At 67.2% G+C, this 15,047-nt stretch carries 14 protein-coding genes; 7 read left to right on the top strand and 7 right to left on the bottom strand.

Annotated elements, in window-relative coordinates:
* Window positions 1–28 precede the first annotated feature (28 nt).
* Complete coding sequence (locus G9272_RS22575; RefSeq protein ID WP_171398257.1) at window positions 29–1,495, top strand: CCA tRNA nucleotidyltransferase; 1,467 nt, start codon at window positions 29–31, stop codon at window positions 1,493–1,495.
* A gap of 112 nt (window positions 1,496–1,607) precedes the next feature.
* Here the strand turns inward: G9272_RS22575 and G9272_RS22570 are convergent, their stop codons facing one another.
* The 4 genes from G9272_RS22570 to G9272_RS22555 all read right to left on the bottom strand — a co-directional run bounded on the left by G9272_RS22570 (window position 1,608) and on the right by G9272_RS22555 (window position 5,416).
* A complete protein-coding gene (locus G9272_RS22570) occupies window positions 1,608–2,117 on the bottom strand; it encodes an LppU/SCO3897 family protein (RefSeq protein WP_171398256.1) in 510 nt (169 codons plus the stop codon).
* Between the two features lie 115 nt (window positions 2,118–2,232).
* Window positions 2,233–3,510 carry an MFS transporter gene (locus tag G9272_RS22565; RefSeq protein WP_171398255.1) on the bottom strand — a complete coding sequence of 426 codons (1,278 nt, stop codon included), beginning with the start codon at window positions 3,508–3,510 and terminating at the stop codon, window positions 2,233–2,235.
* A gap of 95 nt (window positions 3,511–3,605) precedes the next feature.
* Window positions 3,606–4,688, bottom strand: a complete 1,083-nt coding sequence (locus G9272_RS22560; protein ID WP_171398254.1) for an inositol-3-phosphate synthase — start codon at window positions 4,686–4,688, stop codon at window positions 3,606–3,608.
* Window positions 4,689–4,732: 44 nt separating this feature from the next.
* Window positions 4,733–5,416: a PadR family transcriptional regulator gene (locus G9272_RS22555; protein WP_171398253.1), complete on the bottom strand. Its 684-nt coding sequence runs from the start codon at window positions 5,414–5,416 to the stop codon at window positions 4,733–4,735.
* Window positions 5,417–5,769: 353 nt separating this feature from the next.
* Between G9272_RS22555 and G9272_RS22550 the strand changes: the two genes are divergently transcribed.
* Window positions 5,770–8,448, top strand: a complete 2,679-nt coding sequence (locus tag G9272_RS22550; RefSeq protein ID WP_171398252.1) for a transglycosylase domain-containing protein — start codon at window positions 5,770–5,772, stop codon at window positions 8,446–8,448.
* A gap of 131 nt (window positions 8,449–8,579) precedes the next feature.
* The gene (locus tag G9272_RS22545) at window positions 8,580–10,079 is read left to right on the top strand and encodes a glycosyltransferase family 87 protein (protein ID WP_171398251.1); all 1,500 of its coding nucleotides are present in this window, start codon (window positions 8,580–8,582) and stop codon (window positions 10,077–10,079) included.
* 115 nt (window positions 10,080–10,194) lie between these two features.
* On the opposite strand, the gene G9272_RS22540 is transcribed toward G9272_RS22545, so the two are convergent.
* The 3 genes from G9272_RS22540 to G9272_RS22530 all read right to left on the bottom strand — a co-directional run bounded on the left by G9272_RS22540 (window position 10,195) and on the right by G9272_RS22530 (window position 12,966).
* On the bottom strand, window positions 10,195–11,226 hold the full coding sequence (locus tag G9272_RS22540) for an alanine racemase (protein WP_020130668.1): 1,032 nt from the start codon (window positions 11,224–11,226) through the stop codon (window positions 10,195–10,197).
* A gap of 93 nt (window positions 11,227–11,319) precedes the next feature.
* Window positions 11,320–12,441, bottom strand: coding sequence for a peptidoglycan bridge formation glycyltransferase FemX (femX, locus tag G9272_RS22535; RefSeq protein ID WP_171398250.1), 1,122 nt, complete (start codon window positions 12,439–12,441; stop codon window positions 11,320–11,322).
* A gap of 213 nt (window positions 12,442–12,654) precedes the next feature.
* On the bottom strand, window positions 12,655–12,966 hold the full coding sequence (locus G9272_RS22530) for a hypothetical protein (RefSeq protein ID WP_171398249.1): 312 nt from the start codon (window positions 12,964–12,966) through the stop codon (window positions 12,655–12,657).
* A gap of 287 nt (window positions 12,967–13,253) precedes the next feature.
* Between G9272_RS22530 and rpsF the strand changes: the two genes are divergently transcribed.
* From rpsF to rplI, 4 genes are all read left to right on the top strand, one after another.
* Window positions 13,254–13,544, top strand: a complete 291-nt coding sequence (rpsF, locus tag G9272_RS22525) for a 30S ribosomal protein S6 (protein ID WP_006604399.1) — start codon at window positions 13,254–13,256, stop codon at window positions 13,542–13,544.
* A 78-nt stretch (window positions 13,545–13,622) separates the two neighbouring features.
* The gene (locus G9272_RS22520) at window positions 13,623–14,240 is read left to right on the top strand and encodes a single-stranded DNA-binding protein (protein WP_171398248.1); all 618 of its coding nucleotides are present in this window, start codon (window positions 13,623–13,625) and stop codon (window positions 14,238–14,240) included.
* 82 nt (window positions 14,241–14,322) lie between these two features.
* Complete coding sequence (rpsR, locus tag G9272_RS22515; RefSeq protein WP_020130672.1) at window positions 14,323–14,559, top strand: 30S ribosomal protein S18; 237 nt, start codon at window positions 14,323–14,325, stop codon at window positions 14,557–14,559.
* 18 nt (window positions 14,560–14,577) lie between these two features.
* The gene (gene rplI, locus G9272_RS22510; RefSeq protein WP_020130673.1) at window positions 14,578–15,024 is read left to right on the top strand and encodes a 50S ribosomal protein L9; all 447 of its coding nucleotides are present in this window, start codon (window positions 14,578–14,580) and stop codon (window positions 15,022–15,024) included.
* Window positions 15,025–15,047 lie beyond the last annotated feature (23 nt).

Below are 15,047 nucleotides of genomic sequence, written 5' to 3'. Positions count from 1 at the left end.
TCGGCCGGGCCACGTACCCTCTTCTGTTGTGCCGAACGCCAACGAAGACAACCTCAGTGTCCTGAGCCAGGTGCAGCACCGTGCGGTCAGTGAACTGCTGCGGGTCGCCCCTGTCGCCGACGACCTCGCCCGCCGCTTCCAGGAGGCCGGGTTCTCTCTCGCCCTGGTCGGCGGCTCGGTCCGGGACGCGCTGCTCGGCCGGCTCGGCAATGACCTGGACTTCACGACGGACGCCCGTCCCGAGGACGTACTGAAGATCGTCCGGCCATGGGCGGACGCGGTGTGGGAGGTCGGGATCGCGTTCGGCACCGTCGGGGTCCAGAAGGACGCCCGTGTCGGAGACGTCGATCGATGCTTCCAGATCGAGGTCACCACCTACCGGTCGGAGGCCTACGACCGCACCTCGCGCAAGCCCGAGGTGTCGTACGGCGACTCCATCGAGCAGGACCTCGTCCGTCGGGACTTCACCGTGAACGCCATGGCCGTGGCGCTTCCCGAGAAGGAGTTCATCGACCCGCACGGTGGCCTGGAGGACCTCGCGGCGCGCGTGCTGCGCACCCCGGGTACGCCGGAGGAGTCCTTCTCGGACGACCCGCTGCGCATGATGCGCGCCGCCCGCTTCGCCGCCCAGCTCGACTTCGAGGTCGACCCCGAGGTCGTCACGGCGATGAAGGAGATGGCCGGCCGCATCGAGATCGTCTCGGCCGAGCGGGTACGGGACGAGCTGAACAAGCTGATCCTGTCCGCGAACCCGCGCAAGGGGCTGTCGCTGCTGGTCGACACCGGCATCGCCGACCATGTGCTGCCCGAGCTGCCCGCCCTGCGGCTGGAGAGCGACGAACACCACCGGCACAAGGACGTCTACGAACACACCCTGATCGTCCTCGAGCAGGCGATCGCCCTGGAAGAGAACGGCCCCGACCTCACTCTGCGGCTGGCCGCGCTGCTGCATGACATCGGCAAACCGCGCACCCGTCGCTTCGAGAACGACGGCCGCGTCTCGTTCCACCACCATGAGGTGGTCGGAATGAAGATGACGAAGAAGCGCATGACGGCTCTGAAGTACTCCAACGAACTGGTGAAGGACGTCTCCCGACTGGTCGAACTCCACCTGCGCTTCCACGGGTACGGCACCGGTGAGTGGACGGACTCCGCGGTGCGTCGCTATGTGCGGGACGCGGGACCGCTCCTCGACCGCCTGCACAAGCTGACCCGCTCGGACTGCACGACGCGGAACAAGCGCAGGGCGGCCGCGCTCTCACGGGCGTACGACGGGCTGGAGGAGCGCATCTCCCAGCTGAAGGAGCGGGAGGAACTGGACGCGATCCGCCCCGACCTCGACGGCAACCAGATCATGGAGATCCTGGGCGTCGGCCCGGGACCTGCCATCGGCAAGGCGTACAAGCACCTGCTGGAACTGCGCCTGGAGAACGGGCCGATGGAGTACGACGCGGCGGTGGCGGCGCTCAAGGAGTGGTGGGCCGAGCAGGGCTGACTCCGTGAAACGGGGTCATGTTTCACGTGAAACATGACCCCGGCGACGCGGGCAGGCGCACATGCGAAGGGGCGGTGTTTCACGTGAAACACCGCCCCTCTCAGCAACTGCCTTACTTCGTGTAGTCCTTCAGGCAGAGCAGGAAGTTACTGCCGTCACCGGTCTCGGTGTACGAGTACTGGAAGTCCTTGGCCTTCTCCTCGCACTTGCTGTCGGCCGAGAGCGCGGTGTACGTGCCCTCGACCTTCGCCAGCACGATGTACTGCGCCTGCGAGGAGTCGCACTTGACGACCTCGAGGTCGGGGTTGTCGTCGCTGCTGCTGCCTCGGTGCATGCAGTCGCCGACCGCCGCCGTGTTGGCGTCGTCCTGGCTGGATATGTAGGCGCCGATGCCGACGCCGATGACAGCGAGAACGATGACGACGTTCTTGATCAGCTTGAAGCTGACCTTGCGGCGGGGCTGCTCCGGCGGGACCGCACCGTAGGGAGCGGCGCCCGGCTGCGGGTAGCCGGGCTGCGGCGGGTACGGCGCCTGGCCCTGAGGCTGGCCCTGGGGCTGGCCGTAGGGCTGCTGGCCCTGCTGCGCGAACGGGTTCTGGCCGTGGGGCGGCGGAGTCGACACTTGGAGGTCCCCCTAGAAAACTTTTAGACGTGTGGCGCGAAATCACTCGCGAAGTAAGACTCACGTAAGTTACCGGCCCCCACTGACAACCCTGTAGCCGGAATCGGAGTCTGTGTCATTGATGTGACACTTGCCGACGTTCAAAGCGGGCCATAGTGGCAGCAATTGCTGCGTAGATAACGGCAACCGTGACCACCAATGCGGCGGAACGTCCGTCAGGCGGCAGCATCAGGGCGGCGACGGCGGCGGCGCCGACGAAGGCGACGTTGAACAGGACGTCGTAGAGAGAGAAGATCCGGCCGCGGAAGCCGTCCTGTACGGACGACTGGACGATGGTGTCGGTGGCGATCTTCGCGCCCTGGGTGACCAGCCCCAGCACGAAGGCCGCGATGAACGTGGTGACTTGGGTGAACGGCAGCATGAGGGCGAGCACCAGGACCGCGGCCGCCGCGGAGCAGACGACGATCCAGCGGGCCGGACCCAGTCGTCCCGCAGCCGACGGGGTGACCACCGCGGCGACGAAGAAGCCCACGCCGGAGACTCCTACCGCCAGCCCCAGCAGGGCCAGCCCGTCGTCCGGGTCGGACGACCAGGCGTACCGGCACAGCATCAGCACCATGACGGTCAGGGCGCCGTAGGAGAACCGCATCAGCGAGATCGAGCCGAGCGCCCAGGCGGCCTCCCTGCGCTTCGGCTCGGCCAGGTGACGCAGGCCCGCCGAAAGGCCGCGAGCGGTGCCTCTGAGCGCACTCGTCAGCCGGGGCTGGACCAGATCACGGTCGGGTCCGAGCAGATCCGCGGCCATGGCCAGGGAGGCGAGCGCGGCGGACAGGTACAGGGCGCAGCCCAGCAGCACCACCGCGGCGTCGGAGTCCGCCACCACCAGCCGGACGACGAAGGCGAGACCGCCGCCCGCGACCGCGGCCAGCGTTCCGGCGGTCGGGGAGAGGGAGTTGGCCATCACCAGGCGCTCGCCGTCGACGACGCGTGGCAGAGCCGCCGAAAGGCCGGCGAGGACGAAGCGGTTGACCGCGGTGACGCACAGCGCGGAGACGTAGAAGAGCCAGTCGGGGACATGGCTGATCATCAGGACGGCCGTCACGGAGGCCAGCAGGGCGCGCAGCAGGTTGCCGTAGAGGAAGACCTGTCGGCGGCGCCAGCGGTCCAGCAGGACACCGGCGAAGGGGCCGACGAGGGAGTACGGCAGCAGCAGGACCGCCATGGCGGAGGCGATCGCGCCGGCGGAGGTCTGTTTCTCCGGGGAGAAGACGACATAGGTGGCGAGCGCGACCTGGTAGACACCGTCCGCGCACTGGGAGAGCAGCCGTACCGCAAGCAGCCGCCGGAAGTTCCCGAAGCGCAGCAGGACGCGCAGATCACGGACGACGGCCATGGGGCACAGCCTCACATACGGGGAGGGTCCCCGGGTCATGCGACCCGGGGACCCTTCTCAGCCCTGGCAGGAGCGAATTTTCCGTGCGTGTCGGGTTAGCGCTCGACCTCACCGCGGATGAACTTCTCGACGTTGGCGTAGGCCTCGTCGTCGAAGTACTGGACCGGCGGGGACTTCATGAAGTACGAGGACGCCGACAGGATCGGGCCGCCGATGCCGCGGTCCTTGGCGATCTTCGCGGCGCGCAGGGCGTCGATGATGACACCCGCGGAGTTCGGGGAGTCCCAGACCTCGAGCTTGTACTCCAGGTTCAGCGGGACGTCACCGAACGCACGGCCCTCGAGGCGGACGTACGCCCACTTGCGGTCGTCCAGCCAGGCCACGTAGTCCGAGGGACCGATGTGGACGTTCTTCTCGCCCAGGTCGCGGTCGGGGATCTGCGAGGTGACGGCCTGCGTCTTCGAGATCTTCTTGGACTCGAGGCGGTCGCGCTCCAGCATGTTCTTGAAGTCCATGTTGCCGCCGACGTTGAGCTGCATGGTGCGCTCGAGCCGGACACCGCGGTCCTCGAACAGCTTCGCCATCACACGGTGGGTGATGGTGGCGCCGACCTGGGACTTGATGTCGTCGCCGACGATCGGGACGCCCGCCTCGGTGAACTTGTCCGCCCACTCCTTGGTACCGGCGATGAAGACCGGAAGGGCGTTGACGAACGCGACCTTGGCGTCGATGGCGGCCTGGGCGTAGAACTTCGCCGCGGCCTCGGAACCGACGGGCAGGTAGCAGACGAGGACGTCGACCTGGCGGTCCTTGAGGATCTGGACGATGTCGACCGGGGCCTCGGCGGACTCCTCGATGGTCTCGCGGTAGTACTTACCGAGACCGTCCAGGGTGTGGCCGCGCTGGACCGTGACGCCCTTGTTCGGGACGTCGCAGATCTTGATGGTGTTGTTCTCGCTGGCACCGATGGCGTCCGAGAGGTCGAGGCCGACCTTCTTCGCGTCGACGTCGAAGGCGGCGACGAACTCGACGTCACCGACGTGGTAGTCGCCGAACTGCACGTGCATCAGACCCGGGACCTTGGACGCCGGGTCGGCGTCCTTGTAGTACTCGACGCCCTGCACCAGCGAGGCGGCGCAGTTGCCTACGCCGACGATGGCTACGCGAACCGAACCCATTCCGGTTGCTCCCTGTGTGTACGAGTGAGGCCCTGAATGGGCGCTCACGTGGCGGTTTCGTCGGGCAGATCCGCCCCGGGGGTGTCCCCGGGGCGGGGCAGGCCGCCCGTCGATCCAGATGTGGTGTTCTGTTGAGCGGGCCCCCCGGAAGCGGGACCTGTCAGGTCCCGTCCGGCCCGCTCGCTCTCGATGAGCTCGTTCAGCCAGCGCACTTCGCGCTCCACGGACTCCATACCGTGGCGCTGGAGCTCAAGCGTGTAGTCGTCGAGGCGCTCCCGGGTGCGCGCCAGGGAGGCGCGCATCTTCTCGAGGCGCTCCTCCAGCCGGCTGCGACGGCCCTCGAGTACGCGCATGCGAACGTCGCGCGACGTCTGCCCGAAGAAGGCGAAACGAGCGGCGAAGTGTTCGTCCTCGTACGCGTCGGGACCCGTCTGCGAGAGCAGTTCCTCGAAGTGCTCCTTACCCTCCGCCGTCAACCGGTAGACGATCTTGGCGCGACGCCCTGCGAGTGGAGCGGCGAGGGCGTCTTCGTGGGTGTTTCCCGGTTCCTCGATCAACCAGCCGTTGGTGACCAGCGTCTTGAGGCAGGGGTAGAGCGTGCCGTAGCTGAACGCACGGAACACACCCAGTGACGTATTGAGCCGTTTGCGCAGCTCATAGCCGTGCATCGGAGACTCGCGGAGAAGGCCCAGGACGGCGAACTCGAGGATCCCGGCACGCCGGCTCATCGTCGCCTCCTCTCGGCCTTATGTCGCGCTGATGTATCGACTCGATACATCACGACGATAGAACGGCCTTCCGGATGCGACAAGAGGGGAGAAGGTGAACGGGATCACATCACCGATTGATTGAGGGCAAGTTGCCTGGTTTGGGGTGACCTTCGGGGCTAGGCAGGTTTTGACGGTGCGTAGTCTGTGCGCCATGCACACCACCGGGACCCATGAGACGCCGGGGGGCGTCGAGGTCCTCGGTGCAGTACGGGTGAATGCGCGACCGACCGCATCCGTACTTCGGGGGGACAGGAAACCAGCCGCCCTTTCCAGGCGCGCACGGATGCGCCTGCCCGAGGAGTAATCGTTCGATGAGCGAGCACCGTCGCAAACCGCCGCAGCCGCAGGGAGGCGGACGTGCCGCGGCCCGACGCGGCCAGTCCGGTCCGTCCTCCGGCCGCCGCGCGGCACCGCGAGGCGCCACCGGATCTCCTGCCGACTACGGGTTGGGTCACGGGGCCGGAGGCGAGGAGCAGTCGCAAGGCAGCCGCGCCGACGCCCGGCGCGCGCCCCAGAGAGACTCGGGTGGGCGGCGCAGAGCGGCCGAGCCCACAGGGGGCCGGCGCGGAGCCCCGACCGGCCCCGGACGGGGCAGAGGGCGACCGGCGCCCGACAGCAAGCGTCTGATCGATTACCCACGCGCCGGCAAGTACGGCTGGCAGCGCTGGATGCCGTCCTGGAAGCTCGTCGGGGGCCTGTTCGTCGGCTTCGTGGGCAGTCTGGTGGCCGTGGCGGGCATCGGGTACGCCATGGTGGGCATCCCTGACGTCGCCAAGACGGCGACGGCGCAGAACAACGTCTACTACTGGAAGGACGGCAGCCAGATGGTTGCCACCGGTGGTGAGACGAACCGTCAGAACATCGACCTCTCGCAGATCCCGGAGGAGATGCGCTGGGCGGTGATCTCGCAGGAGAACAAGACCTTCTACGACGACAGCGGCATCGACCCCAAGGGCATCGCCCGAGCCGTGTTCAACATGGCGAGGGGCGGCCAGACGCAGGGTGGATCGACGATCACCCAGCAGTACGTCAAGAACGCCATGCTGAACGACCAGTCGCAGACGATCTCCCGGAAGTTCAAGGAGATCTTCGTGTCCATCAAGGTGGGCGCCGAGGTCGACAAAGACCAGATCATGCAGGGCTATCTGAACTCCGCGTACTACGGGCGTAACGCCTACGGGATCCAGGCCGCCGCCCGCGCGTACTTCAACAAGGACGCGATCAAGCTCAACCCGGGCGAGTGCGCGTTCCTGGCCGCCATGCTGAAGGGCGCCACGTACTACGACCCCGCCGGCGCGACCTCCGTCGACTCGGTCGGTGCCACGCCCGCGGCCAACATCAAGCGGGCCACGCTCCAGATGCAGGACACCCTCGACAAGATGGTCGAGTACGGCCATCTGAAGGCCGCGGTGCGGGCCAAGTACACCACCCTCCCCAAGTGGCAGAACCCCCGCTCGAACACCGACCTGAAGGGCCAGATCGGCTACCTGGTCGACCTCGCCAACGGTTACCTGGTCACCAACAGCAAGAAGACCGGGATCACCCAGGACCTGCTCCAGCAGGGCGGCTACTCGATCTACACGACCTTCGACAAGAACAAGGTCAAGGAGCTCGAGGAGTCGGTCACGAAGGTCCAGAAGGCCAACATCAAGCCGAAGGAACGACCGGACACGGACACGCACGTCCAGTTCGGCGGGGCGTCCGTGGAACCGGACACCGGTGCCATCCGGGCCATCTACGGCGGTGAGGACGCCACCAAGCACTTCACCGACAACGCCGACCAGACCGGCGCCCAGGTCGGTTCGACGTTCAAGCCGTTCGTGCTGGCCGCCGCGATGACGTGGGGCGTGCGGGATCCGGATCTGGGGTCGTCGCAGGCGCAGGACGAACGCACCATCGTCTCGCCCAAGAGCCTGTTCAGCGGCAAGAACAAGCTCAAGATCGAGAACTACGACGGTTCGGTCTGGAAGAACGAGAAGGGCGAGGAGTGGCTTCAGACCAATGACGGCAACGTCTCCCTGGGGACTCCGCCCAAATACAAGATCGACCTCCGGGAGGCGATGCGCGAGTCGGTGAACTCCGCCTTCGTGCAGCTCGGCATGGACGTCGGTCTGGACAAGGTGAAGGAATCCGCCGTCAGCGCGGGCCTGAAGGAGTCCAGCCTGACCAACAGCGGCTTCCCGTCGTTCTCGATCGGCATCTCCGACCCGAGCGCGATCCGGATGGCGGGTGCGTACGGCACCTTCGCCGCCAGCGGCAAGCAGCGTGATCCCTACTCCGTGGAGAAGGTCACGAGCGAGAAGGGCCAGATCTTCACGCACGAGACCGAGACGAAGCAGGCGTTCACCGCGAAGGTCGCCGACAATGTCACGGACGTCCTGAAGACCGTGGTCGAGAAGGGCACCGGCACCAACGCCCAGCTGCCCGGCCGCGAGGTGGCCGGCAAGACCGGCACCACCGACGGCAACAAGTCGGCCTGGTTCGTGGGCTACACCCCGCAGCTGTCGACCGCGGTCACCATGTTCCGCTACGACGACGACGAGTCGAACAAGAACCGCACGTTCCTGGAGATGTTCGGAACAGGTGGCCAGGAGAAGATCCACGGCGCCTCGTTCCCGGCGCAGATCTGGCACGACTACATGGCCGAGGCGCTGAAGGGTACGAAGTCGAAGGACTTCCCGGAGCCCCAGCCGATCGGCGAGGTCGTGAACGCGGAACCGTCCCCGACTCCGACGCCTTCGGCCACCGAGACCGAGGAGGAGTCGCCGTCGCCCTCCGCGTCTCCCAGCGAGACGGAGGTAGAGCCGTCGCCCTCGGCGTCCGAGACGTGCTCCAACTTCTTCGACTGCCAGGACGACAGCGCTGGGACGACCGACGGGAACGACAACGGGGGAACAGGGGACACCACTCCGACGCCGACGGCCACGGAGTCGGACGGCAACAGCAGAGGCAACGGAAACGGTGGCTTCTTCGGAGGCCCGGGCGGCTAGCCGCACTGCCGTCCGTCTTGGGTGTTTCACGTGAAACATGCGCATGTTTCACGTGAAACGAGGGCCGCTCCACCGAACGAGGTGGGGCGGCCCTCGGCGTATTCCTAGGTCCGTACGGCAGGATGTCGCTCATGCCCAGTGCAGAATCGACGCCGACGCGCGCGCACGAGCCGGATCCGGTGAAGCCGACCAGCGATGACCCGGTGGCCACGGCCGGCAGTGAGCTGATCGGCGGTCCCCTCGGCCGCCGGGCCCTGCTCGGGACGTCCTGGTGGACTCCCGTGCGGATCGTCGCGCTCGTGGCGATCGGGATGTTCGCCCTAGGACTGATCCAGAAGGCGCCCTGCTACAACGGCGGCTGGTTCTTCGGCGCCACCACCCAGTACACGCACGCCTGCTACTCGGACATCCCGCACCTCTACCAGGGGCGCGGTTTCGCCGACGGACTCGTGCCGTACTTCGACAAGCTGCCCGGCGACATGGACTACCTCGAGTACCCGGTGCTGACCGGCGTGTTCATGGAGGTGGCCAACTGGCTGACGCCGGGCAGCGGCAGCATCCAGGACCAGGAACAGTGGTACTGGATGGTCAACGCCGGGATGCTGATGGCGTGTGCGGCCGTCATCGCCGTCTGTGTGGCCCGGACGCACGCCCGGCGCCCGTGGGACGGCCTGTTGGTCGCCCTGGCGCCCGCCTTCGCGTTGACCGCGACCATCAACTGGGATCTCCTGGCGGTCGCTCTGACGGCCGCGGCGATGCTCATGTGGTCGCGGGGCCGGTCCCTTGCCTTCGGCGTCCTGCTGGGGCTCGCCACGGCCGCCAAGCTCTATCCCGTCTTCCTGCTCGGTCCCCTGTTCGTGCTGTGCTGGCGTGCGGGGAAGTGGCGGGACTTCGGCAAGGCCCTGGGCGGTGCGGTCGTCGCGTGGCTGGTGGTGAACCTGCCCGTCATGCTCTTCGCCTTCGACGGGTGGTCGAAGTTCTACCGGTTCAGCCAGGAGCGGGGGGTCGACTTCGGCTCCTTCTGGCTGATCATGGCGCAGAACTCCAGCGATCCCCTCACCACCGACAGCGTCAACACCCTCGCCACGCTGCTCGTCGTGCTGTGCGCCGCGGGCATCGCCGTGCTGGCGCTGATCGCACCCCGTCGGCCCCGCTTCGCCCAGCTGGCCTTTCTGATCGTGGCCGCTTTCATCCTCACCAACAAGGTCTACTCGCCGCAGTACGTTCTGTGGCTGGTGCCGCTGGCGGTGCTCGCCCGGCCGAAGTGGCGGGACTTCCTGATCTGGCAGGCGTGCGAGGTCGCCTATTTCCTGGGCATCTGGATGTACCTCGCGTACACGATGAGCGGAGACGCCCACAAGGGTCTGCCGACCGACGGCTACCACTGGGCCATCGGTGTGCACCTGCTGGGAACGCTCTACCTGTGCGGCGTGGTCGTGCGCGACATCCTGATGCCGGAGCGGGACGTGGTGCGGCAGGCGGGCGACGACGACCCCTCGGGCGGAGTGCTCGACGGGGCGGAGGACGTCTTCGTGCTCGGCGCCGCGGCGCATCCGCCCCGGCACGCCTCCCACTTCGACGGGCCGCAGGTGGACTGGGGCAAGCAGGATGCCACCGACAGTTCGCTCTGAGCGAACAGGGCGCGGCCCAGGGCATCAGGGCCCGTCAGCGGGCCAACGGGAAAGGCCGTACACGCAGTCTGCGTGTACGGCCTTTCCCGTTGCTGCGTTCTTCGGCGCTCGCGCCTCAGCGGTCCACGATCCGGTCGAACTGTGTGGTGGTGTGCCGCAGATGGGCCACGAGTTCGTCGCCGACGTGCGGCTCCGGCGCGTCCGAGGGCACGAACAGGATGGACACCTGCATGTGCGGCGGCTCGGCGAACCAGCGCTGCTTGCCGCCCCAGACGAACGGGGAGAGGTTCCGGTTCACCGTGGCGAGGCCGGCCCGGGCGACGCCCTTGGCGCGCGGCATGACGCCGTGCAGGGCCTTGGGGGCCTCCAGACCCACCCCGTGCGACGTACCGCCCGCCACGACGACCAGGAAGCCGTCTGAGGCCGCCTTCTGCTGCCGGTAGCCGAAGCGGTCACCCTTGGCGACCCGCGTGACGTCCAGGACGGCACCGCGGTACTCGGTGGCCTCGTGGTCCCCCAGCCACAGCCGCGTGCCGATACGGGCGCGGAAGCGGGTCTGCGGGAACTGCTGCCGCAGCCGGGCGAGTTCGTCGGCCTTGAGGTGGCTGACGAACATCGTGTGCAGCGGCAGCCGGGCCGCGCGCAGCCGGTCCATCCAGCCGATGACCTCCTCGACGGCGTCGGAGCCGTCGGTGCGGTCCAGCGGGAGGTGGATGGCGAAACCCTCGAGCCTGACGTTCTCGATGGCGGCGTGCAGTTGCGGCAGGTCCTGCTCGCTGATGCCGTGCCGCTTCATCGACGACATCACCTCGATGACCACCCGAGCGCCCACGAGGCCGTACACGCCGTCGATCGACGACACCGAGCGCACGACCCGGTCGGGCAGCGGGACGGGCTCCTCACCGCGCCGGTAGGGCGTCAGCACCAGCAGGTCGCCGCCGAAGAAGTCCTTGATGCGCGCGGCCTCGTACGTCGTGCCGACGGCGAGGACGTCCGAGCCCAACCGGGTGGCCTCCTCGGCCAGCCGGTCGTGCCCGAAGCCGTAGCCGTTGCCCTTGCAGACCGGGACGAGTCCCGGGAACTGCTCCTGCACGTGCTTGTGATGCGCCCGCCAGCGCGCGGTGTCGACGTAGAGGGTGAGCGCCATGGCCGGACCTGGGACCTTTCTCGTGGCTGCGGTGTGGGGAAACGCGTCAGAGGTGTCAGAGGTGTCAGTGGTATGGAATCACTGAACGTGACGTCAGCGGCGCGACATGTAGATGTCGAGGGCCTTGTGGAGCAGCTTGTTCAGGGGGAAGTCCCACTCGCCGAGGTACTCCGCGGCCTGTCCGCCGGTGCCGACCTTGAACTGGATCAGGCCGAAGAGGTGGTCGGTCTCGTCCAGCGAGTCGGAGATGCCGCGCAGGTCGTAGACGGTCGCGCCGAGCGCGTAGGCGTCGCGCAGCATCCGCCACTGCATCGCGTTCGAGGGCCGGAACTCACGGCCGATGTTGTCGGACGCGCCGTAGGAGTACCAGACGTGGCCGCCGACGATCAGCATCGTCGCCGCCGAAAGGTTCACGCCGTTGTGGCGGGCGAAGTACAGCCGCATGCGGTTGGGGTCCTCGGTGTTGAGGGCCGACCACATGCGCTGGAAGTAGGAGAGCGGGCGCGGCCGGAAGTGGTCCCGCACGGCCGTGATCTCGTACAGCCGCTGCCACTCCTCGAGGTCGTGGTAACCGCCCTGGACCACCTCGACGCCGGCCTTCTCGGCCTTCTTGATGTTGCGGCGCCACAGCTGGTTGAAGTTCTTGTGGACCTCTTCAAGGGAACGGTTCGCCAGCGGCACCTGGTAGACGTAGCGCGGCTGGACGTCGCCGAAGCCGGCGCCACCGTCCTCGCCCTGCTGCCAGCCCATACGGCGCAGCTTGTCGGCCACCTCGAAGGCGCGCGGCTCGATGAAGTCGGCCTCGATGTCGCGCAGTCTCTTCACGTCCGGGCTCTGGATGCCCGCCTTGATGGAGATGGCCTCCCAGCGACGGATGATCACCGGCGGGCCCATCTTCACCGAGAAGGCGCCCTGCTGCTTGAGGTGCGCGAGCATCGGTTCCAGCCAGTCGGTCAGATTCGGCGCGTACCAGTTGATGACCGGGCCCTCGGGAAGGTAGGCCAGGTAGCGCTTGATCTTGGGCAACTGGCGGTAGAGGACGAGGCCCACGCCGACCAGTTCACCGGTGCGCTCGTCGAACCAGCCGAGGTTCTCCGAACGCCACTCGGCCTTGACATCGGCCCAGGCCGGAACCTGCATGTGGCTCGCCGACGGCAGGCTCTGGATGTATGCCAGATGCTGCTCGCGGCTGATCGTCCTCAGGGTCAGGCTCATTCGGGGCGCTCCTCGGGCTGGTGTGTCCCCATGGGTACAGGGGCTCCGGCTCTCGCGCCGAAGCCTACTGCGCCTTGCGAGCTGCCCGACTGGGCGTACGGAACCTGCGCCCCGGCCCGCGCGCGGCCGGGGCGTTCCGTCCGGATTCGTAGGTGTCCTACGTGGCTTCCGGCGTGGGCGGTGTCCGTGGTGCGGGCACCGGCGCCGGTCGGGTCACCAGATTCCGCCGAAGAGGCCGCCGTGGGCCATGCCGATGAAGAACCCGAAGCCCGAGGCACCGAGACCCAGGATCAGACCGAAGCGCTCACGGGTGGTCTCGGAGATCCACTGTCCGTACGCGCCGGTCAGGATTCCCACCAGGCCGGCCCAGGAGCTGAGCAGATGAAGGCTGTGGAAGAACGACGTGATGAAGGCCGTCAGACCGAGCACCAGCGTCACTGCCAGCAGGGTGTCCTGGATTGGATGGGTTTTGCCGTCGGTGGCGAAGAGAGAACCGGCGGTATTGGGTCGCAATGCCTGTGCCATGGGGCACCTCCTGCGGAAGGCGGCGCATCGTAGCGCCATACACACCCGACGTGTACAGACTGACGGTCATCCACGCCGGATTTCAACCGGAAGCGTGTGTGCAGGTAGTCTGTACCGTCTGCACCGGTGTCTGCCCAGGCATTGCCAGGGAGTCCGTCCAGCTGAGAGCGGGGAAGTCGCAAGCCGACCCCCGATTGTCAGTGGCGGCCGATACCGTTGCGTACGCATCACAACCCTCCTGCCACGGATCGACCGTGGCCGCTGAGTCCAAAGGAGGTGGGTTCCACATGCGTCACTACGAAGTGATGGTCATCCTCGACCCCGATCTCGAGGAGCGCGCTGTCTCCCCGCTGATCGAGAACTTCCTCTCCGTTGTCCGTGAGGGCAACGGAAAGGTGGAGAAGGTCGACACCTGGGGCCGTCGTCGTCTCTCGTACGAGATCAAGAAGAAGCCCGAGGGCATCTACTCGGTCATCGACCTTCAGGCAGAGCCTGCGGTCGTCAAGGAGCTCGACCGCCAGATGAACCTGAACGAGTCGGTCCTCCGGACCAAGGTCCTCCGTCCCGAGACCCACTGAGCTCTCCCGCTCAGCTGATCTCGGGATTCTGAGTAGCAGCACTAGCAGCCAGCAGCAAACCCGCCGAGAGGTTCCCCCATGGCAGGCGAGACCGTCATCACGGTCGTCGGCAATCTTGTCGACGACCCCGAGCTGCGCTTCACCCCCTCCGGTGCGGCGGTCGCGAAGTTCCGTGTCGCGTCCACTCCCCGCACCTTCGACCGCCAGACGAACGAGTGGAAGGACGGCGAAAGCCTGTTCCTGACCTGCTCGGTCTGGCGTCAGGCGGCGGAGAACGTCGCGGAGTCGCTCCAGCGAGGCATGCGCGTCATCGTGCAGGGCCGGCTGAAGCAGCGGTCCTACGAGGACCGTGAGGGCGTCAAGCGCACGGTCTACGAACTGGACGTCGAGGAAGTCGGCGCCAGCCTGCGCAGTGCCACGGCCAAGGTCACCAAGGCCTCTGGCCGCGGTGGCCAGGGCGGCCAGGGTGGTTACGGCGGCGGTGGCGGTGGCGGTGGCGGCCAGCAGGGCGGCGGCTGGGGTGGAAACTCCGGCGGCGCCCAGCAGGGCGGCGGCGCTCCCGCCGAGGACCCGTGGGCCACCGGCGCTCCCGCCGGTGGCAACCAGGGTGCCGGCGGCGGTGGCGGCGGCTGGGGTGGAAACTCCGGCGGCAGCAGCGGTGCCGGCGGCGGCTACTCGGACGAACCCCCCTTCTAGGCCGTTCGGGCCCGGGTCTCCGGGCACGTCCGGGTCGAGGGTGGGTCGTATCCCAACTTCTTGATCACACAGGAGAAACACCATGGCGAAGCCGCCTGTGCGCAAGCCTAAGAAGAAGGTCTGCGCATTCTGCAAGGACAAGGTCACGTACGTGGACTACAAGGACACGAACATGCTGCGGAAGTTCATTTCCGACCGCGGCAAGATCCGTGCCCGCCGCGTGACCGGCAACTGCACGCAGCACCAGCGTGACGTCGCCACGGCCGTCAAGAACAGCCGTGAGATGGCGCTGCTGCCGTACACCGCCCAGGCGCGATAAGGGAAGGGTGACCGACAAATGAAGATCATCCTCACCCACGAGGTCTCTGGCCTCGGTGCCGCTGGTGACGTCGTTGACGTCAAGGACGGCTACGCTCGCAACTACCTGATCCCGCGGAATTTTGCTATCCGCTGGACCAAGGGTGGCGAGAAGGACGTCGAGCAGATCCGTCGTGCTCGCAAGATCCACGAGATCCAGACCATCGAGCAGGCCAACTCCGTGAAGGCCCAGCTCGAGGGCGTGAAGGTCCGTCTGGCCGTGCGCTCCGGCGACGCCGGTCGTCTCTTCGGTTCCGTCACCCCGGCCGACATCGCTTCCGCGATCAAGGCTGCCGGTGGCCCCGAGGTCGACAAGCGCCGCATCGAGCTCGGCTCGGCGATCAAGACCCTGGGCGCCCACGAGACGTCCGTGCGTCTGCACCCCGAGGTTGCCGCCAAGGTCAACATCGAGGTCGTCGCGGCCTGATCGCTGCGCGTGGCTCGAAGAGC

The organism is Streptomyces asoensis (assembly GCF_013085465.1).
Lineage (GTDB): Bacteria > Actinomycetota > Actinomycetes > Streptomycetales > Streptomycetaceae > Streptomyces > Streptomyces cacaoi_A.
Note: the sequence above shows the minus strand (reverse complement) of the source record. Positions and strands in the feature narration are given on the sequence as shown.